25 protein-coding genes are annotated in these 24,640 nt (G+C 68.2%); 2 read left to right on the plus strand and 23 right to left on the minus strand.

What is annotated here, in order from left to right:
• Positions 1-2 precede the first annotated feature (2 nt).
• Positions 3-1,619, minus strand: a complete 1,617-nt coding sequence (gene cimA, locus LKO27_RS06965; RefSeq protein ID WP_227736471.1) for a citramalate synthase — start codon at positions 1,617-1,619, stop codon at positions 3-5.
• A 122-nt stretch (positions 1,620-1,741) separates the two neighbouring features.
• Between cimA and LKO27_RS06970 the strand changes: the two genes are divergently transcribed.
• Positions 1,742-2,800: a 3-isopropylmalate dehydrogenase gene (locus tag LKO27_RS06970; protein WP_227736473.1), complete on the plus strand. Its 1,059-nt coding sequence runs from the start codon at positions 1,742-1,744 to the stop codon at positions 2,798-2,800.
• 65 nt (positions 2,801-2,865) lie between these two features.
• Here the strand turns inward: LKO27_RS06970 and LKO27_RS06975 are convergent, their stop codons facing one another.
• The 15 genes from LKO27_RS06975 to LKO27_RS07045 form a co-directional block, all read right to left on the minus strand.
• Positions 2,866-4,380, minus strand: a complete 1,515-nt coding sequence (locus LKO27_RS06975; RefSeq protein ID WP_227736475.1) for a flotillin family protein — start codon at positions 4,378-4,380, stop codon at positions 2,866-2,868.
• Between the two features lie 49 nt (positions 4,381-4,429).
• Complete coding sequence (locus LKO27_RS06980; RefSeq protein WP_227736477.1) at positions 4,430-4,948, minus strand: NfeD family protein; 519 nt, start codon at positions 4,946-4,948, stop codon at positions 4,430-4,432.
• A 152-nt stretch (positions 4,949-5,100) separates the two neighbouring features.
• Positions 5,101-6,156 carry a ketol-acid reductoisomerase gene (gene ilvC, locus LKO27_RS06985; RefSeq protein WP_370629956.1) on the minus strand — a complete coding sequence of 352 codons (1,056 nt, stop codon included), beginning with the start codon at positions 6,154-6,156 and terminating at the stop codon, positions 5,101-5,103.
• A 10-nt stretch (positions 6,157-6,166) separates the two neighbouring features.
• Positions 6,167-6,673: an acetolactate synthase small subunit gene (gene ilvN, locus LKO27_RS06990; protein WP_227736481.1), complete on the minus strand. Its 507-nt coding sequence runs from the start codon at positions 6,671-6,673 to the stop codon at positions 6,167-6,169.
• The gene (locus tag LKO27_RS06995) at positions 6,670-8,412 is read right to left on the minus strand and encodes an acetolactate synthase large subunit (RefSeq protein WP_227736483.1); all 1,743 of its coding nucleotides are present in this window, start codon (positions 8,410-8,412) and stop codon (positions 6,670-6,672) included. The genes ilvN and LKO27_RS06995 overlap by 4 nt, the downstream gene beginning before the upstream one ends.
• A gap of 244 nt (positions 8,413-8,656) precedes the next feature.
• Positions 8,657-9,154: an aromatic ring-opening dioxygenase LigA gene (locus LKO27_RS07000; protein WP_227736485.1), complete on the minus strand. Its 498-nt coding sequence runs from the start codon at positions 9,152-9,154 to the stop codon at positions 8,657-8,659.
• Between the two features lie 110 nt (positions 9,155-9,264).
• Positions 9,265-9,666, minus strand: a complete 402-nt coding sequence (locus tag LKO27_RS07005; RefSeq protein ID WP_227736487.1) for an HIT family protein — start codon at positions 9,664-9,666, stop codon at positions 9,265-9,267.
• Positions 9,663-10,439, minus strand: a complete 777-nt coding sequence (hisF, locus tag LKO27_RS07010) for an imidazole glycerol phosphate synthase subunit HisF (protein ID WP_227736489.1) — start codon at positions 10,437-10,439, stop codon at positions 9,663-9,665. Before hisF ends, LKO27_RS07005 begins: the two co-directional genes overlap by 4 nt.
• Before the next feature lie 29 nt (positions 10,440-10,468).
• Positions 10,469-13,204, minus strand: a complete 2,736-nt coding sequence (locus tag LKO27_RS07015) for an RNA helicase (RefSeq protein ID WP_227737239.1) — start codon at positions 13,202-13,204, stop codon at positions 10,469-10,471.
• A 53-nt stretch (positions 13,205-13,257) separates the two neighbouring features.
• Positions 13,258-14,172 carry a YegS/Rv2252/BmrU family lipid kinase gene (locus tag LKO27_RS07020; protein WP_227736491.1) on the minus strand — a complete coding sequence of 305 codons (915 nt, stop codon included), beginning with the start codon at positions 14,170-14,172 and terminating at the stop codon, positions 13,258-13,260.
• The gene (gene tatC, locus LKO27_RS07025) at positions 14,169-15,047 is read right to left on the minus strand and encodes a twin-arginine translocase subunit TatC (protein WP_227736493.1); all 879 of its coding nucleotides are present in this window, start codon (positions 15,045-15,047) and stop codon (positions 14,169-14,171) included. The genes LKO27_RS07020 and tatC overlap by 4 nt, the downstream gene beginning before the upstream one ends.
• Positions 15,048-15,049: 2 nt before the next feature.
• Positions 15,050-15,361 (minus strand): twin-arginine translocase TatA/TatE family subunit, encoded by a 312-nt coding sequence (gene tatA, locus LKO27_RS15200; protein WP_255621836.1) that lies wholly within the window; start codon positions 15,359-15,361, stop codon positions 15,050-15,052.
• A 41-nt stretch (positions 15,362-15,402) separates the two neighbouring features.
• Complete coding sequence (locus LKO27_RS07035) at positions 15,403-15,597, minus strand: hypothetical protein (RefSeq protein WP_227736495.1); 195 nt, start codon at positions 15,595-15,597, stop codon at positions 15,403-15,405.
• A gap of 9 nt (positions 15,598-15,606) precedes the next feature.
• Positions 15,607-16,572 carry a WYL domain-containing protein gene (locus LKO27_RS07040; protein WP_227736497.1) on the minus strand — a complete coding sequence of 322 codons (966 nt, stop codon included), beginning with the start codon at positions 16,570-16,572 and terminating at the stop codon, positions 15,607-15,609.
• Positions 16,569-17,519 carry a WYL domain-containing protein gene (locus LKO27_RS07045; protein WP_227736498.1) on the minus strand — a complete coding sequence of 317 codons (951 nt, stop codon included), beginning with the start codon at positions 17,517-17,519 and terminating at the stop codon, positions 16,569-16,571. Before LKO27_RS07045 ends, LKO27_RS07040 begins: the two co-directional genes overlap by 4 nt.
• Before the next feature lie 63 nt (positions 17,520-17,582).
• Here LKO27_RS07045 and gluQRS point away from each other — a divergent pair, with 63 nt between their 5' ends.
• Positions 17,583-18,515, plus strand: coding sequence for a tRNA glutamyl-Q(34) synthetase GluQRS (gene gluQRS, locus LKO27_RS07050; protein WP_227736500.1), 933 nt, complete (start codon positions 17,583-17,585; stop codon positions 18,513-18,515).
• 55 nt (positions 18,516-18,570) lie between these two features.
• On the opposite strand, the gene LKO27_RS07055 is transcribed toward gluQRS, so the two are convergent.
• The 7 genes from LKO27_RS07055 to LKO27_RS07085 all read right to left on the minus strand — a co-directional run bounded on the left by LKO27_RS07055 (position 18,571) and on the right by LKO27_RS07085 (position 24,407).
• Positions 18,571-19,596 (minus strand): FKBP-type peptidyl-prolyl cis-trans isomerase, encoded by a 1,026-nt coding sequence (locus tag LKO27_RS07055; protein ID WP_227736502.1) that lies wholly within the window; start codon positions 19,594-19,596, stop codon positions 18,571-18,573.
• 55 nt (positions 19,597-19,651) lie between these two features.
• Positions 19,652-20,389, minus strand: a complete 738-nt coding sequence (locus LKO27_RS07060; protein ID WP_227736504.1) for a pseudouridine synthase — start codon at positions 20,387-20,389, stop codon at positions 19,652-19,654.
• Positions 20,386-20,970, minus strand: coding sequence for an SMC-Scp complex subunit ScpB (gene scpB, locus LKO27_RS07065; RefSeq protein WP_227736506.1), 585 nt, complete (start codon positions 20,968-20,970; stop codon positions 20,386-20,388). The genes LKO27_RS07060 and scpB overlap by 4 nt, the downstream gene beginning before the upstream one ends.
• Entirely contained in the window at positions 20,967-21,809 is an 843-nt protein-coding gene (locus tag LKO27_RS07070; RefSeq protein WP_227736507.1) for a ScpA family protein, read from the minus strand. Before LKO27_RS07070 ends, scpB begins: the two co-directional genes overlap by 4 nt.
• Positions 21,806-22,183 (minus strand): hypothetical protein, encoded by a 378-nt coding sequence (locus tag LKO27_RS07075; RefSeq protein WP_227736510.1) that lies wholly within the window; start codon positions 22,181-22,183, stop codon positions 21,806-21,808. The genes LKO27_RS07070 and LKO27_RS07075 overlap by 4 nt, the downstream gene beginning before the upstream one ends.
• Positions 22,168-23,100 (minus strand): ParA family protein, encoded by a 933-nt coding sequence (locus tag LKO27_RS07080; protein WP_370629957.1) that lies wholly within the window; start codon positions 23,098-23,100, stop codon positions 22,168-22,170. Before LKO27_RS07080 ends, LKO27_RS07075 begins: the two co-directional genes overlap by 16 nt.
• A gap of 380 nt (positions 23,101-23,480) precedes the next feature.
• A complete protein-coding gene (locus tag LKO27_RS07085) occupies positions 23,481-24,407 on the minus strand; it encodes a type IV toxin-antitoxin system AbiEi family antitoxin domain-containing protein (protein ID WP_227736512.1) in 927 nt (308 codons plus the stop codon).
• Positions 24,408-24,640 lie beyond the last annotated feature (233 nt).

Consider the following 24,640-nt stretch of genomic DNA (forward strand, 5'->3'; position numbering starts at 1 on the left):
GTTCAGGCAGACCTCAGGGTGGCCGACTCCGGCTTCAGTTCGGGTTCCACGTGGGTGAAGATCCCGTAGACCATCGCGTCGAACAGCGCCTCCCAGGACGCTTCGATGACGTTGGTGCCGACCCCCACCGTGGTCCAGGTGTGACCGTTGTAGGAGGTGTCGATCAGGGTCCGGACGGTGGCGTCGGTGCCGTGGCCCTCGTCCAGGATCCGCACCCGGTAGTCGGTCAGTTCGAACTGGTCCACCTCGGGGTAGGCGGGCGCGACCGCCTTGCGCAGCGCGCTGTCGAGGGCGTTCACCGGGCCGTTGCCCTCCCCCACGACCATGTGCTTGTTGCCCTTGGCGATGAGCTTGACCGTCGCCTCCGTGATGTTCTCCCCGCCCCGCTCCTCGGTGAACACCCGCCACGACTGGACCTCGACGGGTTCGGGCAGCAGACCCAGTTCGTCGCGCAGCAGCATCTCGAAGCTGGCATCACTGGACTCGTAGCTGTACCCCTCCGCCTCCTTGGCCTTGACCCGGTCGGTGACGCGGGCCGCCAGTTCGCGGTCGCTGAGGTCGAAGCCCAACTGGTCGCCCTTGATCTGGATGTTGGCGCGCCCCGCCATGTCGGAGACGAGCATGCGCATGTCGTTGCCGACCAGCAGCGGGTCGATGTGCTGGTAGAGGTTCTCGTCCACCTTGATCGCACTGGCGTGGAGTCCCGCCTTGTGGGCGAAGCTGCTCTGTCCCACGTAGGGCTGGCGGCCGAGGAGTGGCTGGTGGGCCACCAGCGCGATGGCGTGCGCCACCCGCGTCAGTTCCGCCAGGTTCTCCGGCGGCAGCAGGTCCCAGCCGTATTTGAGCTGCAGGTTGGGGATGACGGCCGAGAGGTCGGCGTTCCCGGTGCGCTCCCCGTAGCCGTTGAACGTTCCCTGGACGTGCATCACCCCGGCGTCGACGGCGGCCAGGGTGTTGGCCACGGCGCACGCGGTGTCGTTGTGGCAGTGGATCCCGAGGTTCGCGCCGGTCTGGGCCGCGGCGCTGACCACCTCTCCCATCGCGTTGGGAAGCATGCCCCCGTTCGTGTCGCACAGGACCACCACCTCGGCGCCGGCCTCAGCGGCGGTGCGCACCACGCGCAGCGCGTACTCCGGGTTCGCCTTGTAGCCGTCGAAGAAGTGCTCGCAGTCGACGAAGACGTGCTTGCCCTGCTCGCGCAGGTAGGTCACGGTGTCGGTGACCATCGCGAGGTTCTCCTCTAGCGTGGTCCGCAGCGCCCGTGTGACGTGTTCGTCGTGGCTCTTGGCGACGATGCAGATGTAGTCGGTGCCCGCGTCGACGAGCGCCTTGGTGAGCGGATCCGTCGCGGCAGAGCCCCCGGCCTTGCGCGTGGCGCCGAAGGCGACGAGCTTGGAGGTCTTCAGGTCCAGCTCCCGTGCCTCGACGAAGAACTGGGTGTCGGCGGGATTGGCGCCGGGCCAGCCGCCCTCGATGAAGGTGACGCCCAGTTCGTCGAGGTAGACGGCGATCTTCAGCTTGTCCGGCACGCTCAGGCGCAGCCCTTCCTGCTGCGCGCCGTCGCGCAGGCTGGTGTCAAAGATGTGGAACTCTTCGGGCATTGTGGGTGTGGAGGTCATGGTTCTTTCCTGCGGCAACGCTGAATGTGTTTCGACAGAGCCTAACCCCCATGTCTCGCCAGTTGGGACGACGTCCACGCCCGGTGAGTCTGGGCGGCGTGATCGTAGGTATGGTTCAGCGCATGGGAAATGAGACGACCAAGACCATCGCTGTCATCGGCGGCGACGGCATCGGCCCCGAAGTGACCGCAGAGGCCCTCAAGGTGCTGCGCGCCGTCGCCGGGGAGGACGCGTTCGACTTCGTCGAGTACGACCTGGGTGCCGAACGCTGGCAGCGCACCGGCGAGGTCCTGCCGGACACCGTTCTGGAGGAGCTCAAGGGCGTCGACGCCATCGTCCTCGGCGCCGTCGGGGCGGCGCCAGGATCCAAGGCCATCCCCAGCGGGCTGCTGGAGCGCGGGCTGCTGCTGAAGCTCCGATTCGCCTTCGACCACGCCATCAACCTGCGTCCCTCGAAGCTGTACCCCGGAGTTCCCACCCCCCTCGCGCCGGGGGTGCTCGCCAAGGGGCCGGTGGACTTCGTCGTCGTCAGGGAGGGCACCGAGGGCCTCTACTGCGGCAATGGTGGCGCCGTCCGCGTCGGCACGGACCAGGAACTGGCCACCGAGGTCTCCATCAACACCGCCTTCGGTGTCGAGCGGGTGGTCCGCGACGCGTTCGAGCGCGCCCGCGCCCGACGCGGCCAGATCACGCTGCTGCACAAGCACAACGTGCTGGTGAACGCGGGCGCTCTGTGGAACCGGATCTTCAACGAACTGGGCGAGGAGTACGCCGACGTCGAGCGCAACTACCTGCACATCGATGCGGCCATGATCGCAATGGTGGTGGACCCGGCCCAGTTCGACGTCATCGTCACCGACAACCTCTTCGGGGACATCGTCACCGACCTCGCCGCTGCCGTCACCGGGGGCATCGGCCTGGCCGCCAGTGCCAACATCAACCCGAGCGGCAAGTTCCCCTCGATGTTCGAGCCGGTCCACGGCTCGGCTCCCGACATCGCCGGTCAAGGCATCGCTGACCCGACCGCCGCCATCTCCTCCATGGCGCTCCTGCTGGCCCACATCGGGATGGACGAGCAGGCCAGGCGGATCGAGAGCGCCGTCGCGAGCGACATCGCGGCTCGTGGCGCCGATGCGGGCAGCACCACCGAGATCGGGGACCGGATCGCCGCCTCGCTCTGACGCACGGCAAAATACCGGCCCCCTGCTCTGACGCGCAGGGGGCCGGTTTTTTGTTCTGGGCCAGGTCAGTCGGTCTTCACGAGGTCACCGGGGATGGTCTCCGACGAGGAGCCCACCTTGCGCTTGAGCACGTCCATCAGGTCGATGCCGGTGGTGTTCTTGATCATCTCCACCGTCTGCAGGACGTTGTCGTTGACCTGCTTGGGCAGCGCGCCGGCCCCGTCGGTGGAGACGACGGTCAGCTTGTCGATGTTGGACATGGGGGCCGCCACCTCCTTGGCCACCTTGGGCAGCACCTCGATCAGCATCTGCAAAACCGCGGCCTCGTTGTAGTTGGCGAAGGCGGCGGCGCGCTTGTCCATCGCCTCGGCCTCGGCGCTCCCCACCGCCAGGACGGACGCGGCCTGCGCCTCGCCCTCGGCCCTGACGGCCTCGGCCTCGGCGATTCGGCGTGCCTTCTCGGCCTCACCACGCTTGGCACCCTCGATGGCTTCGGCCTCCGCGAGGGCGGAACGGCGGGACTGCTCGCCGACGCCGGTGAGCCGGGCCTTCTCCGCCTCGGCCTCGGCGGCTGCGATGGCTGCGGCCTTGCGGGCTTCGGCCTCGAAGATCTCCGAGTTGCGCCTGCCCTGGGCCTCGGTCTCCATCTGGTAACGCTGCGCGTCAGCGGGCTTGCGCACCTCGGTGTCGAGCTGACGCTCCTTCAGGGAGGCCTGACGCACGGCAACCTTCTCCTGCTCGGCGAGGATGGCCTGGTCTTGGTCGGCCTGCGCGAGGGGGCCGGCGGCTGCGGCCTTGGCGCGCGCCGCGTCGGTCTCCGCCTTGATCTCGGCCTCCTTGAGCACCAGCGCGCGCTCTGCGACGGCGATCTCCTGCTCGGCGATCAACCGGGCCTGCTCGGCCTCCCGACGGGCCTCGGCCTCGGCGACGGCGGCCGTTCGCCCGAGCCGTGCGGACTCCGGGCGGCCGAGGTCGGACAGGTAGGTGCCGTCGTCGGTGATGTCCTGGATCTGGAACGTGTCCAGCACGAGACCCTGACCCGTCAGGGAGGACTCGGACTCGTCAGCGACGCGCTGCGCGAAGGCGGCCCGGTCACGGATGATCTGCTCGACCGAGAGCGAACCGACGATGCTGCGCAGCGAGCCCGCGAGCGTCTCCTGCGTGAAGGTCTCGATCTCGTCCTGCTGCATCAGGAAGCGCTGCGCGGCGGCCCGGATGGAGTCCTCGTTGCCCCCGACCTTGACGATGGCGACGCCGTCGAGGTTCAGCTTGATGCCCTGCCCGGAGACGGCGTTGCGGATCTGCACCATGATGCGGCGGCTGGAGAGGTCGAGCACGTGCATTCGCTGGATGAAGGGGACGACGAACACACCGCCGCCCATGATGACCTTCTGGCCGCTGAGGTCGGTGGAGATCATCCCGGTCTCCGGGTTGGTCACCGCCTTGCCCTTCTGGCCGGTGATGATGTAGGCCTCGTTGGGGCGCGCAACCTTGTAGCGGCTTGCGACCAACCAGACGATGAGGACCAGGAGCAGCACGGCTCCGCCGATCCCCACCACGAGCGGGGGCAGTTCAGGCATGGTTTTCAGTTCCTGTCGGGCTTGTCGGTGGTTTCGAACCCGGATGGGTTCACTCCGGCGGTGCCGGAAGCTGGTGGGATGCCGTGACCTCGACGGCGGTTGGCGAGAGGATGGCCGATACCCAGACTTCGGTCCCGGCGGGGATGGCAACCTCCGAGCGGGCTGCGCGTTTGCGCGATGCGCCCTGCCCGAAGATGCGCACCTCGCCGTAACCGCCCTCTGGGATGTCGGTGATCACCTTGCCCGGGGAGCCGATCAGACGATCGGAGCGGAAGGTGGCGGCGGATTCACTCCGCTTCAGCCAGCGGGTGAGCGAGGCCGCGCCCCAGCCCGCAAGCGTTCCGGAGACCACGCCGACGACAACCGCCAGCCAGGTGATGTCGGCCAGCGCCAGGCTGATGTAGCCGCCGAACCCGAAGGCGCCGATGAAGGCTGCGATGCTCGCCAGTGAAAACAGGTCACCACCGAGGGCATCGACGTCGATGACTGACTCGATGGCGTCGCCCAGGAGGAGGGCGGCGAGGACCACGACGATGCCTATCACGCCGATCGTCAGGAAGACTGCCACTACCCCGCCTCTGGTCAACTCGTAATGTCAACCATATCCACTGCGGGGATCGTTCGCCGCCCGGCCCTCCCCATCGTCGCAACAGGCTGGCAAGCCGAACGGCCGCCCCCAGCCGTGATGGCTGTGGACGGCCGTGGCCGGGTTGTGCTGGCTCAGCGCGCGGCGGAACCCTCGACGTAGTCGTCGTCAGCGCCCTTGACCCAGCTCATCAGGCCGCGGAGCTCGCGCCCGGTGGCCTCGATCGGGTGCTGTTCGCCCTGCTCGCGGAACTTCTTGAACTCGGGTGCGCCCGCGTCCTGGTCGTCGATGAACCGCTTGGCGAAGGCGCCGGACTGGATGTCGGCGAGCACGCCCTTCATGTTCTCCTTGACGTGGGCGTCGATGACGCGGGGGCCGGAGACGTAGTCGCCGAACTCAGCAGTGTCGGAGACGCTCCAGCGCTGCTTGGCGATGCCGCCCTCGTACATCAGGTCGACGATCAGCTTCAGCTCGTGAAGGCACTCGAAGTAGGCCACCTCGGGCTGGTATCCGGCCTCGACGAGGGTCTCGAACCCGGCCTGCACCAGCGCGGAGGCGCCGCCGCAAAGGACGGCCTGTTCACCGAACAGGTCAGTCTCGGTCTCCTCGGTGAAGGTGGTCTTGATGCCTCCGGCCCGCAGGGCGCCGATGGCCTTGGCGTAGCTCAGCGCAAGCGGCCAGGCGTTGCCGGTGGCGTCTGTCTCGACGGCGATGATGGCCGGGACGCCACGACCCTCGGCGTACTCGCGGCGCACGAGGTGTCCGGGGCCCTTGGGAGCCACCATGCACACGTCGACGCCCTCGGGAGCCTTGATGTAACCGAAACGGATGTTGAACCCGTGCGCGAAGAACAGGGCGTCGCCAGGCGCGAGGTTGGGCTCGATGTCCTCGGCGTAGACCTTCCGCTGCACCTGGTCGGGGGCCAGGATCATGATGAGGTCCGCCTCTTCGACGGCCTCGGCCACCGGGAGCACCCGCAGGCCCTCGGCCTCGGCCTTCGCGGCCGACTTGGAGCCGGCGCGCAGGCCCACGCGGACGTCGACGCCGGAGTCCCGCAGGCTCAGCGCGTGCGCGTGCCCCTGGGACCCGTAGCCGATGACGGCGACCTGACGACCCTGGATGATCGAGAGGTCGGCGTCGGAATCGTAGAACATCTCTGCCATGTGAGCTTCCTTCTGGTTTCTGTGCAACTGGTCTTGACTACTTGGACTTGGTTTCGGCCATCGTCCGGGCACCCCGGCCGAGGGCCACCTGGCCGGACTGGACTAGCTCCTGGATCCCGTGCGGGGAGAGCATCTCCAGCAGGGCCTCGAGCTTCTCGGGGCTGCCGGTGGCTTCGATGGTGACCGACTCGGGGCTCACGTCGACCGCCTTGCCCCGGAACAGCGACACGACGTCGATGATCTGGCTGCGGCTGTTGACGTCGGCCCGGACCTTCACCAGCATCATCTCGCGCCTGACGGTGTTGCCCCCGAGCTCCAGCACCTTGCGGACCTCGATCAGCTTGTTGAGCTGCTTGACGATCTGCTCGAGCGCAGCCTCATCCTCCACCTGCGCCGCGATCGTCATCCGCGAGATGTCGGGACGCTCCGTGGGGCCGACCGCCAGGGACTCGATGTTGTAGCCGCGCCGCGAGAACAGGGCGGAGATACGGGTCAGGACGCCCGGCCGGTTGGAGACCAGGACGCTGAGCGTGTGTGTGCTCACAGGACTTCCTCTTCCCAGTCGGGGGCCATGTCACGGGCCACCTGGATTTCATCGTTGCTGGTGCCGGCCGCGACCATGGGCCACACCATCGCGTCCTTGTGGACGACGAACTCGACCACAACGGGCCTGTCGTTGATCTCCAGCGCCTGCTGGATGACCGACTCCATCTCCTCCTCGTTGGTGGCGCGGAGGCCGACGCAGCCCATCGCCTCGGCCAGCATCGGGAAGTTCGGGATGGACTCGGTCTGCAGGTCCGTGTTGGAGTAACGCTCGTTGTAGAACAGCGTCTGCCACTGCCGGACCATGCCCAGCGAGTTGTTGTTGATGACAGCGATCTTGACCGGGATGTTGTTCAGCGCGCAGGTGACCAGCTCCTGGTTGGTCATCTGGAAGCAGCCGTCGCCGTCAATGCCCCAGACGGTACGGTCCGGTGCTGCGACCTTCGCCCCCATCGCGGCCGGGACGCAGAACCCCATGGTCCCCGCTCCCCCGGAGTTCAGCCAGCTGTTGGCGCTCTCGTGCGGCAGGAAATGGGCTGCCCACATCTGGTGCTGGCCAACGCCGGCGACGTAGATGGTGTCCGGGGGGCTCAACTGCCCGATCCGCTGGATCACCTCCTGGGGAGAGAGGCGCCCGTCGGGGGCCTCCTCCCAGCGTGGCTGGTAGCGGGCCTTCATGCCTCCCAGGCGTGCGCGCCAGGCCTCGGCGTCCGGCGCCGCCACTGCGTCCATCGCGTCGCAGAGCTGGCGAAGGATCTCCTTGGCGTCACCGACGATGGGCACGTCGACGGACTTGTTCTTCCCGATCTCGGCCGGGTCGATGTCGGCGTGGATGATCTTCGCCTTGGGAGCGAAGGTGTCCAGCTTGCCGGTGACCCGGTCGTCGAAGCGGGTGCCGATGGCGATCAGAAGGTCTGCCTGCTGCAGCGCGCCGACGGCCGCCACGGTGCCGTGCATGCCGGGCATCCCCATGTTCAGCTCGTGGCTGTCGGGGATGACTCCGCGTGCCATCAGGGTGGTGACGACGGGAATCCTGGTCTTCTCGACGAGCTCGGCGAGCTCCGCTGATGCCCGGGCGCCCATGACTCCGCCCCCGATGTAGAGGACCGGCTTCCTGGACGCGGAAATCAGTTTCGCAGCCGCGCGGATCTGCTTGATGTGTGGTCTGGTGGTCGGCTTGTAGCCGGGCAGGTCCAGGTCCTCGGGCCAAACGAACGGCGCGGTGTTGGTCAGGGCGTCCTTGGCGATGTCCACCAGGACCGGGCCCGGCCTTCCGGTGGCGGCGATGTGGAACGCCTCCCGGATGGCCAGCGGGATGTCCTCGGTGCGCTTGATCAGGAAGCTGTGCTTGGTGATCGGCATCACGATGCCGCGGATGTCGGCCTCCTGGAAGGCGTCGGTTCCGATGGCGTGCGAGTTGACCTGACCGGTGATGGCCACCAGCGGCGTGGAGTCCATGTAGGCGTTGCCGATGGGGGTCACCAGGTTGGTGGCTCCCGGCCCCGACGTCGCGATGCACACGCCGACGCGTCCGGTGACCATGGCGTAGCCCTCGGCCGCGTGGCCGGCGCCCTGCTCGTGCCGCACGAGGATGTGCCGGATCGAGGAGTCGAACAGCGGATCGTAGGCGGGAAGAATGGCGCCACCGGGAATGCCAAAGGCTACGTCCACACCGACCCGCTCCAGCGATTCGACGAGCGACTGCGCGCCTGTCAGCATGCGGTCGTCATGATGCGACATTGCACTCCCTTCGTTTGCGCCTGATCCTGCCCAACAAAAAACCCCCGGCGCCGCGAGGGCACTCGAGGGAGCGTTCCGTGTGGGTACGAAACGCTTAGCTGGCTACGATCAGGCTGATGGTCACGGAGCCACAATTGCGCACCCGCGAGGAACCTGTCAAGCGTTACCGGCCGGCGTTCTGAATGCTGAGACGGGCCGCTCCCGAAGGGGCGGCCCGTCCTTGTCGGAGTCAGGGTGACTCGGTTCAGCTGACGAGAACCTCGTCGCGAGCGACGACAGCTCGGCGGTCCACATCGTTGGCCAGGGAAACAAGCGCCCAGCCGATGAGTCCGAACAGGATGCCCAGGCCGATGACCAGGGCTGCGACGCCGAAGGCGACGACGGAGGTGAACAGGGAGGCGCGCAGGAACGAGGCGTTCATGACGGTGCCGCGCTGCTGGGTGTACTTCTCCTGGAGTTCGGTGTCGCCGTCGGCCTCGGCCTGACGGGCCAGGCCGCCGAGCTCGGCGTAGGTCTTGCCCTCCGACGCGTCGAGCGCGTGGTGGTTGATGATGTCGGCCTGGGCGAACGCCGAGAAGGGGCCGTCGACCTTGTCGCCGGCCAGGAAGGCCGCGTCGTCGGGGACGGTGATGTTCTCGGACGCCAGCTGCTGGCTGACGGTGACGTATGTGACGATGCCGGCGATCGCCATGACGATGCCTGCGATGATGGACAACATGCCCACGAGCTTCGTGGTCTTCATACCTGCTCCTTGTATCAATTGGCCCCGGTTTGTTGTCCACCGGGAGCTGACGGACAGAACACTACTTCCACCGCCATTCGGCTTTTTCAACGGGGTCCGCTTATTGGGGATCAGGCATTGATTCGGGCGTGGACGGCGTCCAGGTCCACCTCCACGACCCCCCGGAGGTTCGCGATTCCGGGGTTGTCGGCGTAGCGCGGGATCACGTGGACGTGGGCATGGAAGACCTCCTGGCCTGAGTCGGCCCCCGCGTTCGTGAGGATGTTGCAGGCAGTGGCGCTCAGCTTGTCCTTCAGCAGGTTGCCCACCGCCACGACGGCCGGGGAGAGTTCGGCCAGCACCTCGTCGTCGGCGAGCACGTCGACGACGTGGCGACGCGGCACCACCAGTGCGTGCCCCTCCTGCCACGGCGAGATGTCCAGGAAGGCGATCGCGATGTCGTCGGAATAGATCTGTCTGATCGGCACCTGGCCCTCCACCATCCTGCAGAACAGACAGTCCTTGTCGCTCATAGCGTGGCCCCTTCCCTGACGACATGGCCCGCCTCACGGAGGGCCTCCTTCACCTCTGCGACGGTGAGCTGCTGGTAGTGGAAAACGGAGGCGGCGAGCACGGCGTCGGCACCCGCGTCTGCCGCCTCGACGAAGTGCTGGGCCGTGCCCGCGCCTCCGGAGGCGATCAGCGGAACGTCGATGACCCGGCGGACCGCCTCGATCATCTCGATGTCGAAGCCGGCGGTGGTGCCGTCGGCGTCCATGGAGTTGAGGAGGACCTCACCCACTCCCCTCTCGACGGCCTCCCGCGCCCACTCGATGGCGTCGCGGCCAGCCGAGCGCCGCCCACCGTGGGTGGTGACCCCGAAACCCGACGGCATGCCGGGCTCGCGGCGCGCGTCGAGGGACAGGACCAGGACCTGGTTGCCGAAGCGCGCGGCGATCTCGTCGATCACACCGGGCCGGGCCAGCGCGCCGGTGTTGATGCCCGCCTTGTCGGCGCCACAACGCAGGAGCGCGTCGACGTCGGACACCTCCCGCACGCCTCCCCCCACTGTCAGCGGGATGAACACCGTCTCGGCGCAGCGCTGGACCATGTCGCGAGTGGTGGCCCTGCCCTCGGAGGAGGCGGAGATGTCCAGGAAGCACAGCTCATCGGCGCCGGCCGCGCTGTAGGTGGCGGCAAGTTCGACCGGGTCCCCGGCATCCCGGAGATTGCGGAAGTTGACCCCCTTGACCACCCGGCCGTCGTGGACGTCCAGACAGGGAATGACGCGCAGTGCAACAGGCATGCCGCCATCCTACGGGCCGACGGGGTGGGTCAGTCCTCCTCGATGTCGACGTCCACCACACCACGGCGCATGGCCACCACGATCTCGCGACAGGTGCGACGTAGGTCCCCGGGACCCACGGCCTGGGCAAGCTGGCCCGCGAAGTCGATCACCTGCCGGACCCAGCGCACGAAGTCGCCGGCCGACAGCTGACCCTCGCGCAGGACCTTCGCGAGGTCCTGGCCGCTGGCCCACCGCCACGCGACCTCCGCGAACCCGATGTCGGGCTCGCGTCCCCGGTCCAGCCGGTGCTTGCGTTCCAGTTGCCCCACTTCCCGCCAGACGGCACGGAGTTCGGACTGGGCACGTTCGCTCGCGGCTTCGGGCATTCGGGGCGTGGCGGCGTCGCGGCTCGGGCGGGACTCGTACAGCAGGGTGGACAGGACGGCGGCCAGCTGGGGGGCGTCCAGCCCGGCGAAGACGTCGCGGCGGACGCACTCGGCAGCGACGAGGTCCAATTCGTTGTAGATGCGGCGCAACATCCGCCCGGCATCGGTCAGTTCGTCTCCCTCGAGGTAGCCGAGTTCGGACAGGACCGCGCAGACGGCGTCGAACTGGAAGGCGAGCGAGTTGGTGCGCCCGGCCAGTTTGGTCTGCTGGGCCCGGGCCTCGCGCTCCAGCCGGATGACCTTGGCCGCGGCCACGGCGTGGGTCTCCCGGTCCTCGCAGGCGTGGCAGGGATGGTTGCGAAGCTCGCGGCGCAGTTCGGCGATGCGGGACGCGTGCGCCTCCTCCGACGGTGTGGGCTCCGGCTCCGGCTCGGCCGGGTCAAGGGCTTCGATGCGGTCGGCCATCGCTGCCAGCAGGGCGCGCCGGGACTTGCGGTCCGAGAGGTCGAAGCCCCGAGGCACCCGTACCCGCGTCACTGCCTCGGGGACCGCGACCAGGTCGTGGGGCTTTATGCGCAGGACCGTGTGGTCCACCGAGATGACCTGCGCCCCGGCCTCCTTGGAGCTCACCGCCAGCACGACCGACCAGCCCTGCCGGGGCACGTGGATCACGTCGCCCGGGACCAGCCGGCGCAGGGCGTCGCCGACGTCCTGGGTCCACTGGGCGCGGCGCTGCTTGGCGCTGGTGTTCTCCAACTGTGAGACTTCCTCGCGCATCCGTGCGTACTCCATGAAGTCACCCAGGTGGCACTCGATGGCCTGCCGGGCGTCGGTCAGGTCCTCGGTGACCTGCCTGCCGGCGCGGGTGGCCTCGACGACGGACTTGTCGGTCTGGAACTGGGCGAAGCTCTGGTTGAGGATCTCCCGGGCGTTCTCGCGGCCGAGGATGGAAGTGAGGTTCACCGCCATGTTGTAGGTGGGCGCGAAGCTGGACTTGAGTGGGTACGTGCGCCTGGATGCGAGGCCGGCGACTGCCTTCGGATCCATCCCGGACTGCCACAGCACGACGGCGTGACCGCGGGTGTCGATGCCACGGCGACCCGCCCGTCCCGTGAGCTGCGTGTACTCCCCCGGCGTGATGTCGACGTGCGCCTCGCCGTTGTACTTGACGAGCTTCTCCAGCACCACCGTGCGGGCCGGCATGTTGATGCCCAGCGCCAGCGTCTCGGTGGCGAAGACCAGCTTCAGCGCACCACTGGCGAATCCCTCCTCCACGATCGCCTTGAAGGCGGGAAGTTGCCCCGCGTGGTGGGCGGCCACGCCCGCGCAGAAGGCCTCGCGGAACTCCTCGAAACGCAGCGCCTCCAGGTCTTCGTACGACAGCCCGGCGACGTGGCGGTCCGCGATCTCACCGAGCGCGCGCGCCTCCTCCCGGCTGGTGAGGACCACGCCTGAGCCCTGGACCTGACTGACCGCCGCGTCGCAACCCACCCGGGAGAAGATGAAGCAGATGGCCGGCAGGAGCTTGGCGCGCGCCAGGACCCGGGCCATGTCCGCCCGTCGGATGGGCTTGGCTGCGAAGCGCGGATGCGTCGCGTCCCCGAAGCTCCCCGAGCCGCGGCCGTGGTCCGACCTCCCCCTGCCGGACCGGCCACGGGGTCGGCGGGAGTCGTCCCGGACCCGGAAGGCCTCTGCCTTGCTGACCTTCAGGAGTTCCTTGTTGACCCGGGCCATCCGCTCCGACGGCAGTTCCTGCGCGGTCGGCGCCACGCCCTCGAAGAGGTCCACGAGCCTGTCGCCCACCATGACGTGCTGGTAGAGCGGCACCGGACGCCGTTCCGAGACCACCACCGAGAACTCCCCGCGCACGGTCCGCAGCCACTCGCCGAAGCTTTCGACGTTGCTGACCGTGGCGGACAGCGCGACGATGGCAACGGCCTCATCGAGACCGAGAATGACTTCCTCCCAGACCGCGCCCCGGAAGCGATCGGCCAGGTAATGGACCTCGTCCATGACCACGTAGCCGAGGTTTCCCAACGTCGGGGAGTTGGCGTAGATCATGTTCCGCAGCACTTCCGTGGTCATCACGACCACTTGCGCGTCCGGGTTCACCGATGAGTCGCCCGTCAGCAGCCCGACCCGCTCCGGTCCCCAGGCCTCGACGAGGTCGTGGTACTTCTGGTTGGACAGCGCCTTGATGGGGGTGGTGTAGAAGCACTTGCGGGACTCGTCGATTGCCAGCCACACCGCGAACTCGCCGATGACCGTCTTGCCCGCGCCGGTGGGGGCCGCCACGAGGACTCCCCCGCCGTCGGCGAGGGCCTGGCAGCCGTCGAGCTGGTAGTCGTCGAGGCCGAACTCGTAGGTGTCCGCGAACTCAACGACCCGCGGGTCCAGGGCGGCCGAAGCAACGTCTGTCACCCATTCAACGTAGCAGCGCCCTGAGTGAGTCAGTCGACGAAGATGCGAAGTGCCCGCGGCTGTGAGGTGATGGTGACCGGGACGGTGCCCAGTTCCTCCCCGTCGCCCATCACGAACAGCTCATCACCGTCGATCTCGACCTCGGTGGCCTGCAGCCGCTCGATGGCCGGATGGGTGAACTTCCCCGAGTACATCCTCGGCAGCAGTTTCAGCAGGGTCCCACGACTGGTGGGGTGGACGATCGTGACGTCGAGGAGGCCGTCGGTCGGGTCCGCGTCGGGAGCGATCTTCATCCCGCCGCCGAACACGCCGGTGTTGCAGACGGCGACGAGCATCGCCTCCTGGTTGCGCTCCTGCCCGTCGATGCGCAACTGGTACTGCAACGGGGAGAAGGACTTCAGTTCCCGCAGGGCGATGTAGCCGTAGCTGAGCGGTCCGAAGCGTAGGTTGATGTCGTTGGTGGCCTTGTTGACCCGCGCGTCGTAGCCGGTGGACACGATGGCCCCGACGTAGCGCTCGGCAAAAGTCTCGTTCGAGATCCGGGAAAGGTCCAGCACCCCCGTCCGGCCCCTCGCGATGGCCGCCACGGACTCCGCGATGGACTTGGGCAGGCCGACGCCCCGGGCGAAGTCATTGCCGGTGCCAGCGGGGATGATGCCGAGGGTGGCGTCGCGATTGGCGCAGGCGTTCAGCCCAAGATGGGCCATGCCGTCGCCACCCATGACGATGACTGCGTCACCCTCGCGGCACGCGTCGGCAGCCGCGCGGCAGGCGCTCTCGGCCTCCTCGAAGGACTCCGAGCGCACGATGTGCAGGTCCGCTGTGGGCAGGTGTTCGTGCAGGTAGCGGACCACCTTGGGCAACTGCCTGCCCGCCCGGCCGCCCCCCGAGGACTCGTTGACAACAACCGTGTACAGGCGCGGCTTCGCCAGCGCCCGCGTCACTTACCGTCCTCGACATCGACATCGACCGCGAACTCGGCCGCGTCCTCCTCCGTGATGCCCTTGCGCTTGTCGAGCGCCTTGCAGATCAGCTCGGCGACGAAGTACAGCACCGTCATCGGCACGAACAGGGCAAGCATCGAGAAGGGGTCCGTCGAGGGGGTCGCCACTGCGGCGAACACGCAGGTCCCGAAGATCACGAAACGACGGGCCTTGGCAAGCTGGTAGCCCCGGACGACGCCGAAGACGTTCAGCGTCACGAGGATCACGGGCAGCAGGAAGGAGACCCCGAACACCAGGATCACCTTCACCTCGAGCATGATGAACTCACCCATGTCCTGGATGTTCATCACACCCAGCCCCTCCGGCGTGAAGCTCAGCATGACCGCGATGCCCTTGGGCCACACCCAGTAGCCGACGGCACATCCCAGGAGGAACAGCGGGATCGCGGCGCCGAGGAAGGTGAAGGCGTACTTCTTCTCCTTCGCGAGCAGCCCGGGCGCCACGAAGGCCCAGACCTGGTACATCCAGATCGGGATCGTGAAGATCACCGCAGCCAGCAGGACCGTCACGACCGCCAGTGTGAACGGACCGGTGACGCCACTGTTGGCGAGTTGGAGCAGCGCCTCGTCGTTGGAGGACTCCACCTCACCCTTTGCGATGAAGTAGGGGCGCATCACGATCAGCATGAGCGGGCGGTAGATGAAGATGCAGGCGATGGCGGTCAGGATGATCGCGATCGCGGAGATCGTCACCCGGTAGCGGACCTCCCGCAGATGGTCCACCAACGCCATCGTGCCGCCCTCCTCCATCTCCGGAGGGCGCAACCAACCGAGCCGGCGCTTCTTCGCGTCCGGTTCGGTGGCGGTGGTGGCCAATGTCAGCTCCCGGTCTCGGCTTCGCGCTGGCGACGGAGCTCTTCCTCACGGGCAGCGAGTTCGCGCTCGCGAGCCTCGATGTCGGCCGCGCGGTCGATCTGGGCGGGATCGCGGCGGGGCTCGGGACGCTGCACGATCTCGGCGTCGACGACTTCGGGCTTGTCCTCGTCGCTGCCGTCACCCAGCGGCTTGACCTCTTCCTTGAACTCCCGGATAGAGCGCCCGACGCCCTTGCCGAGACCAGCCAACCGCGAACCGCCGAACAGCAGCAACGCAATGGCCAGGATGATGAGCCATTCCCATCCACCAGGCATTTCGAATCCTTCTTTCCCCGGCAATCGCCGGGATAGCTTGCTCAGTCGAGTGTAGTCGTGCGATCCGTCGAAAGCTGCAGACGGCCCACCAGTTCAGCCGCCTCCTCAGCCCGCCTACCCAGCATTCGTACCTCGCTGTACAGGTCGGAGGCCTTGTGCGCCAGCCATACGGCATACGAGACCGCCGTCACCAGCCCCGCGAGGCCGATGCCCAGGAACACGTATACCCAGATCACGGTGGAATGCTACCCGGCCGGGTCCGGATCGAGACAATCCGTTCCAGTTGCTCCGGCGTATCGCCGCAGAGCCTCGGCTGCGGCGCCGCCCGCGGCCGCAGCGAGGGACTCGTCCGAGACGTCCAGGACTCGACTGCCCAGACGCAGGAGGAGACCCGTCGCCCAGCTCCGGGAACCCAGCGGCAGCGTCATGGTCACGCGGTCATCCCCGCGCTCCGCCGAGGTGACGGGCAGGTACTCAAGCAGCCACTGGGCGGCCGGCTCGACCACCAGTGTGAGTTGGTCGGCGTCGCGGAACCAGGGCGCGTCGGCTTCGGGGACGTCCGGGCGCGGCGCGAACTGCTCCCCGGTGGGGGTGACCGAGTCCATCCGGTCCAGCCGGTAGGAACGCCAGTCGCGCCGGTACCGGCTCCAGGCCTCCAGGTAGGCGATGCCGTCCACGATCCTGAGCAGTGCCGGCTCCACCGCTGCGACGCTGGGACCTCCGGACGACGCGGTGTAGGCCAGTTCCACCACCTCGTGCTCCTCGATGGCACGCCGCAGCACGTCGCGGTGCTCGGGGTTCCCCGCCGCCACGGACACGCTGACGGGGGCCTCGATGTCGCCCATCACGTCGCGCAGCTTGGCGAGCGCGCTGCTGGCGGCATCGGAGCCCCCCGAGAGCTCCAGCAGGGACTCCAGCGCAACCACGAGACTGCTCGCCTCGTCGACCCGCAGCTTGCGGGGGCGGGTCAGCACGTCGGCGTTCCGGAAGGAGATGAAGCCGTCCTCGCGCGCCCCCTCAAGGTCTACGTGGAACAGGTCGTCGTAGAGTCCGTCGGGCAGCCCGCAGAACTGCAGCACCTCCAGGTCGCTCAGAACCTGCTTGGCCGTGACGCCGAAGTCCTCGGCAACCTTGGACACTTCCACGAACTCGTGGCGTTGGAGGTAGGGAATTAGGTTCAGCAGGCGCTGCACCTGTGGCGTGTTGCTCACCGGCCCCACCTCTTGGCGACCCACTGGAGCTGCTCGACGACGTCGTCGCGTACCGACGCCGGGGCGAGGGCGATGGCATCGGGTCCCAGCGAGCAGATCTCGTCCACGAGCGCTCCATGGTGTGGGCGTGTGACGCTGAGGACGTCGAACCCCTCGGGGACGGGGCCGTCCCAGTCCGCAGTGGTGGCATTGCGTCGCAGGTCCCCGCCGGCCCCCTTCCGTATCCCGACGATGCCGGTCACGGCTTCGCTGGAGTCGTTGAACTCCAGATGCTGTTCGACCACCTCCGGCGAAGGGGCGGCGAAGGCGTCGGGTCTGCCGGTCGCGCGCACGCCGTCGCTGATCCGGCTCAGCTTGAAGTGCCGAGGGGCCGTGCGGTCCAGGTCGAAGCCCAGCAGGAACCACCGACCGCCCCTCTGCTGCAACCGCCACGGCTGCACCCGGCGCGGCTGGCCTCGGTAGGCGAACCCGACCTCCCGGCGCTGGTGGATGGCCTCCAGCAACTCGTCGAAGCCCGGCTCGGCGGGGATCCTGGGGCGCAGCACGTCGAGCCGGTGCGGGTCGGGGTTTGCCCCGGCTGCCCGGAGCGTCTCCAGCGCTTCGTTGGTCCGCTGCGCGGCCACACTCTCCTGCCACACCGAGTTCGCGGCCCCGAGCACGGCCAGCTCCTCGGGTGTGAACGAGACCGGTGGCAGCTCGAAGTCGGTGCGCAGGATGCGGTAGCCGTCGAATTCGTCGGAGTCCGGGTGGTTGGATCCGGTCACGATCGGGACGCCTGCGGCGCGAAGCTCCTCCTTGTCGCGCTCGAACATGCGCTCGAACGCGGCGTCGGTCTGCCCCGCGTAGCCCTCGATGGTCTCCCGGATCTGGGCTCGCGTGACGTAGTGGCGCGAATGCAGCAGCAGGATGACCAGATTGATCAGCCGCTCGGACTTGGCCTTCTTCACTCCAAACCCCCTCCGCGCGCAGGCTACCGCACCCTGTATTGGGACGCAGGCCACAATTGAGCCGTGTCCGTCATCGATCGTTATGCACCGAGCCCGACTTCTCGTCTGCACCTGGGCAACCTCCGCACGGCACTGGCTGGGTGGCTGCTGACCAGGCGCGCGGGCGGGAGCTGGCTGGTGCGCGTCGAGGACCTCGACCGGGCCCGCGTCAGGGCTGCCGACGGCGTTGCCGAGGAACAACTGACGGACCTGTTGGCCCTGGGCCTTGACTGGGACGGAGAGGTGGTGTGGCAGTCGGAGCGCACAGCCGCCTACGCGGCCGCAGTGGCAGCCCTGGGTGAGGCAACCTACGAATGCTTCTGCACCCGGCGCGAGATCGCGGAGGCGGCGTCGGCCCCGCACGACGACGGTTACCGGCCCTACCCCGGTACCTGCGCGAAGCTCAGTGCCGCCCAGGCCGCCCGACGGCGCGAGGAGCGGCCGGCGGCCATTCGAGTGCGTGCCGAGGGCGCGGCCTTCAGCATCACCGACCTGCAACTGGGCGAGTTCACCGGCCTCGTCGACGACTTCGTGCTCGTCCGCGGAGACGGTGCTTACTCCTACAACCTCGCGGTCACCGTCGACGACCTGGCCCAGGGCGTCACGCGCGTCACCCGTGGCGCTGACCTGCTCACGTCCGCGCCCCGACAGGCGTGGCTCTGCGAGCGCCTGGGCGGGACGCCGCCGCAGTACTCCCACATCGGGCTGGTCACCAACCCCGACGGCGTCCGCCTGGCCAAGCGGGACGGCTCGGTCACGCTGGGAGATCTGGCAGCGCGCGGCCTGTCGGAACGGCAGGTGATGGCAACCCTCAGCGCGTCCCTCGGGCTGGGCGCCCAGGAGACCGCCGACGACGCGCTCGCCGCGATGCCACACCATGGCCTGCCGCGGGCAGGTAGCGCCTTCTGGCGCGGGGCCGTCTGGCACGATGCCGAGGGGATGCTTCGGGTGGTGTGATCCTTCGACTAGCTCAGGACAACCGACCCGTTTCCCGGGCTCGTCGAAGGCCTGCTCACGCTTGCGTGGTGGCGTCGAGGATGTCGATCACGTAGACCAACGTCTGGCCTGCGTCGAGGCCCAGCGTGGGCGAACCGTCGGGGTAGGCGAGTTCCGGCGGGATGACGAGCATCACTCGGGAGCCGGTGGTCTGGCCGGCGAGTCCCTGCTTCCAGCCCTCGATCAGGGTGTCGAGGGGACCCTGCTGGGGACGCCAGGCGTCCTCGAGCAGCTCTCCGCTCCCCCATACCCACGAACGGTGCTTGACCTGGATGGTCGAGTTCTCCTCGACAACCGCTCCCGGGCCCTTGACCAAGGTCTGGACGACGAGTTCCTTCGGCGCCTCGCCGGTGGGCTTGGCAAGTTCAGGGGTCCCACTGGACATGTCGACAGCCGGCAGTCCGGCTGCGGGTGCCACGGGCTCGCCGGTGGCCTCCTCGAAGTTGGCGCCGAGGATGTCGACGACGAACACCAGAGTGTCACCGACCTCGATGCCGGCGGCGGGGTTGCCCTGCGCGTACCCGTCCTCCGACGGCATCGCGATCAGGACCCGCGAGCCCACGGACTGTCCGGTCAGGCCCTTGGTGAAGCCGGGTACGACCTGCTGCAACTGGAACGTGGCTGGCGCGCCCCGCTGCCAGGAGCTGTCGAACATTTCGCCCGTCCGGGCGTTGTATCCCGCGTAGTGGAGGTTCGCGGTGCTCGTCTCCTTCAGCACCTGGCCGCCCTCGGGTGCAGGGGTGACCACCTTGGTGCGGGTCTCGTCGATGGCCCAGGGCGCCGGGATCTCAACCTCGGGCTCCTCGCCGTCGGTCACCGTGATTGCCTCGAGGTCGCTCGCCGGCTCGATCGTCGGCGTGGGCGACGGGCTCTCGCTCGGCGACGGCTCGGCTGTCGCGCTGGCTGAGGGCGAGACAGTGGCGTCGGGGGTCTCGGTGCTCTCGCTGGAGGGCTGGCCACAGGCACTCAGCCCGAGTCCCGCGACTGCGACGAGGGCCACGAGAGCGCGGCGAGGACGGGAAAGATCAGGGGTGAAACTCACGTGCGGAATCCTACCCGAAGCGGGCAAGCCACCCGAACCGGGCTGTCAGCCCTTGTCACATGCCGATGAGGTCCAGCAGGGCCCCCAGTTCCTCCCTGGTGAGGTCGCGCGTCTTGCCCACCTGGAGGGATCCGAGACGCACCGGTCCGATGGCCACCCGCGCGAGCCGATCAACCGGGTGCCCAACTGAGTCCATCATCCGTCGCACGATCCGGTTGCGGCCTTCGTGCAGGGTGATGGTGAGCAGGCTGCGGGAGTCGGTGCGGGACTTGAGCGAGACCCGGTCCGGCTTGACCGGGCCGTCCTCCAGGGTGATGCCCTTCTCCAGCCGCTTGATGGTCCGGTTGTCGACGGTGCCGACCACCTCGGCGAGGTAGGTCTTGGGCACCTCGAACGACGGGTGTGCCATCTTGTGCGCGAAATCGCCGTCGTTGGTGAGGATGATGAGGCCCTCGGTGTCTGTGTCCAGACGGCCCACATGGAACAGGCGCTCCTTGGTCTTGGGCAGGTAGTCGCTCAGCGTCTCCCGCCCCTCGGGATCCTCCATGGTGGACACCACGCCACGGGGCTTGTTGAGAAGGACGTACAGGTGGCGACGGGGCGGCGGGATCCTGGAGCCGTCGACGCGGATGTGGTCGCGTTCCGGGTCCACCCGCATTCCCTGCTCGGTGACGACCTTGCCGTTGACCTCCACCCGGCCCTCGTCGATGAGGATCTCGCTGGCACGCCGGGATGCGATCCCGGCCGCCGCCAGCACCTTCTGCAGACGGATGCCCTCGGGCTCGGCGTTCATTGGTTCTCCTCAGGATGGACGGGGACCGGCTGGTCCTCCACGAGCTGACTCAGCTCAGCCTCCAAGGCTACGGCGTCGGGCAACCAGGGCGCGAGGTCGGGCAACTCGTCGAGTGAGTCCAGGCCAAGCTTCTGCAGGAACAGTGCGGTGGTGACGAAGCTCATGGCGCCCGACGTCGGGTCCTCCCCCGCTTCCGCGATGAGACCACGTACCAACAGGGTCTTGACCACGCCGTCGACGTTCACCCCCCGAATACCCGCGATCCGCCCCCGCGTCACCGGCTGCAGGTAGGCGATGACGGAGAGGGTCTCCAGGGCGGCCTGGCTCAGCCGGGCGCGTTGGTCGGAGACCACCCACGCCTCGATCACCTCCGCGAGGTCCTCCGCTGTGGCCAGCCGCCAGCCCCCGGCCACCCGCCTGAGTTCAAAGCCCCGCTCGGTGTCGCGGTAGTGCCGGGCGATCGCCTCCAGCTGCGTGGCAACCTCCGCCTCGGGCACGTCCAGGGACGCGGCCAGGTCGGTGGCGGTGACCGGTTCGGTGGCCATCAACAACATGGCTTCGAGCGCTCGGGAAAGACTCATGATTCCTCCAGGTCGGGGAGCTGGTCGTATTCGTCGACGTCGGGCAGCTCGGCCTCGTCGCCGCCAACCCAGCGGATGTGCAGTTCCGCGAGCGCGGAGGCCTGCTCGAAGGCCACCTGCCGCGCGCGGTACAGCTCCAGGATCGAGAGGAACCGCACCACCGTGGTCAGCCTGTCGCATCCCTCAACCAGCGCCCGGAAGGTGAGCGCACCTGCCTGCTGGAGGCGCCGCGAGACCTGTGCGATCTGCTCGACGACGCTGACGCGTGCGCCGTGCAGGTGGGTGAGCTCCACCATCGGCGCGGGTCTGGGGGTCATCGCGCCCGCCGCGAGTCGGGCGACGTCGTCGGGCGTCAACGGCAGCTCCACCTCTGGCAGGACGGCCCGGAACTGCTCCTCGAGGCCACCGGGGCGCCAATGGGTCAGGCTGGCTGCGTCGATGTGCCCCTCCACCCAGGCCGCCAGCTGTTTGAACGCCCGGTACTGCAGCAGCCGGGCGAACAACAGGTCCCTGGCTTCCAGCGCCGCCAGGTCCTCGGGTTCGGTGACCTCCCCGCCGGGCAGGAGCCGTGAGGCCTTGAGGTCCAGCAGCGTCGCAGCGACCACGAGGAAGGAACTGGTCTTGTCCAGGTCCCAGACGCCGCCGCCGGCCTTCACGTAGGCGATGAACTCGTCGGTCACCTTGCTGAGGGCGACCGTGGTGACGTCGAGCTCGTGGCGTCCGATCAACTGCAGCAGCAGGTCGAAGGGGCCCTCGAAGTTGGACAGGTGGACGTCGAAGCCCGCCACCTGGTCCTGGTGCTCCGGGCGGGGGTGCGACTTGCCCCGCTTGGCCTTCACTGCTGGCGCAACTCTTCCACGACAGCCGACGCCTCGCCGTGCTCGGCGAGGTCCGCCAGGGCCAGGGCGACGGCGGTTCGGACGAGCCGGCCACGGTCCAGAGCGAGCCCGTGGCGTCGCTTCAGGGCCAGCGTCGCGTCCTCTAGCGCGAACAGTTCCTCGGAGGAGAAGTAGACGGTGATCTTCTGGTCATGCCTGACCCTGCCGGTGGCGGCCGGCGTGGCGCCGTCGGTCTTGTCCGCGTCCTGGGACCCTTGGGACTCCGACGGTGTGCTCACGCGGTCGGCGGCCGCGGTCTGGGCGCGGGTGGGACGGAACAACTCGTTGGCGCCCGGCAGCGAGGCGCGCCTGCCCTTGTTCACCGGTCCTGGCATCGCTGCAGCACCTCCCGCGCGAGCTGGCGGTACGCGTCGGCGCCCGGGGAGGCGGAGGCGTAGGTTGTGATCGGTTCACCCGCGACAGTGGTCTCGGGGAACTTCACGGTGCGTCGGATCACGGTGTGGAACACGTCGTCGCCGAAGGCCTGGACGACCCGCTCCAGCACCTCTCGGGCGTGGAGGGTGCGCGAGTCGTACATGGTGCCGAGGATGCCGACGACCTTGAGGTCCGGGTTCAGGCGGTCCGCCACCTTGGAGATGGTGTCGGTCAGCAACGCGATACCGCGCAGCGCGAAGAACTCACATTCCAGCGGCATGAGCACGTAGTCACTGGCGGTCAGTGCGTTGATGGTGAGGAGGCCGAGGCTGGGCGCGCAGTCGATGAGGATGAAGTCGTAGTCATGGCGCAGGTGCCGCAGGACCCGGGTCAGGGTCTGCTCGCGGGCCACTTCGCTCACCAGCTGCACCTCGGCGGCGGACAGGTCGATGTTGCTCGGCAGGATGTCCATGCCCTTGACGCTGGAGTGCTGGATCACCTCGTCGGCGGTGAACTGCCTGCTCAGCAGCAGGTTGTAGATGCTGCGCTCGAGCGTGTGCGGATTCACCCCCAGGCCCACGGACAACGAGCCCTGCGGGTCGAAGTCCACGAGCAGCACCTTGAACCCGAGTTCGGCGATGGCCGCGCCCAGGTTGATGGTGGTGGTCGTCTTGCCCACGCCGCCCTTCTGGTTGCACATCGAGATGATGGTCGCGTGCATTCGACGGTTGGGGTCGGGCGGTGGAGGGGTCGGGAACTTGGGCAGCGGTCTGCCGGTCGGGCCGATGTCGCCGGTGTCAACCAAGGTCGAGACGGCCGGTGCGTCCGGCACCTCGAACTTCGGTGTGCCATCAGTGAACAGGCCCTCTTCGGTCACGGCATGCCTCCTTGTCGACTTTGGCACAGCCTATCCCCAGCGAGTCCCTCGACGCGTCGCGCACCGCCGTCCCCTACAGACGGAAGTCCGGTGCCCTCGTCGGCCACGCCTCCCCTTCCCGGTAACCTCCGTGGGTCCCGCCATAGACCCAGTTTGCTGCCCCCGGTCCGTTCGCCACCCCTGACCCAGCTTGCTGCCCCCCGGCCCGCTCGCCACCCCTGACCCAGCTTGCTGCCCCCCGGCCCGCTCGCCACCCCTGACCCAGCCTGCTGCCCTCCGGCCGGTTCGCCACCGCCACAGAGGTGGCGAGGTCGGCGAACGGTGGCGAGGGCGGCGAACGGTGGCGCCGACCTTCCGCGACGGCACGCGTGGGTAGATGCTCAGGCCGCGACCTGCTTGCGCTGGAACTCCATGGCCCGCAGGACGCGGCGCGCCAGCTCCGGTCCGTTCGTCGCGATCGGCCAGTCCCAGCGAACGATCCAGTACCCGGCCAACCGGATGGCCTCCTCCCGTCGTTTCTCAGCCATGATGGCGTCCGCGGGCTTCTGTCCGGGTTTGAGCAGCTCACCGTACTTCCACTTGCCGTCCACCTCACCGACCAGCCGGAGGTCCGGCCATCCGAAGTCCGACGTCGCGACCGTCTGCCCTTCGACGTCGCGGACTGCGAACTGCAACACGGGCGCCGGCACACCGTGGCGGAGGAACTGCACACGACTCAACGACTCGGCGGGAGATTCGCTCCGAGCGTCAGCGAATCGCACGGCGCTCCTCGCGACCGGGAGCCCATGGAGGCCCGGATGCCGCGCGAGTCCTGAGAGCAACTCGTCGCGTCCCACCCCCATCGCCAGCCCGGCGTCGCAAGCCGCGACGGCCCAGTGGAACGGCTGGGTCCTGGCGAGATCCGCGATGGTTCGGGTCAGCGTCGTCACCGGCAGGCCCCGCACTGTGGTGACTTCGTCGCCGTGAAGCCGGGAAGCGTAGATTCGCAGCTTGGAACGACCCCTCCCGTGGGCTTGCGTGCGGCGTGTCATTGCGACGGTGTCCAGCAAGGCGCGCGGCACCGGCAGCTCGTGAACACAAGCCGCGGACTGGTGGCTGAGGACGTTTGACTCATGCACCAGAGGCATGGTTGCCCTGGCGAGCCTGAGGTGTGCGGCCCCTGGCTCCAGCATTTCGGGGAAACAGTAGATCCCCCGGCGCAGCCGGATGAGGTCACCGGCCCGAACGCGGGCTCTGATGTCGGCCTCGCTCAGTCCCGTGGCCACCAGCTGGGAGTAGGTGAAGTTGGGCTGCAGCGCTTCTTCCATGGCTAAATTCCAGCCGAACTGGGAGGTCCCGTACAAGGGGCAGACAAGTTCTGTGGAAAACTCGGTGCTTACGCATCCGCGCCGTCTTGCCCCTCTTCTTGCGTTCGCCACCCAAAGCCCCGTTCGCTGCACTCCGGGCTCGATGCCACCGCCACAGCGGTAGCGCGGCCGGCGAGCGGTAGCGCGGCCGCCGACCGGTAGCGCGGCCGACGAGCGGTAGCGCGGCCGACGAG

This window comes from Tessaracoccus sp. OS52, from assembly GCF_020687685.1.
In the GTDB taxonomy this organism is placed as follows: Bacteria; Actinomycetota; Actinomycetes; order Propionibacteriales; family Propionibacteriaceae; genus Arachnia.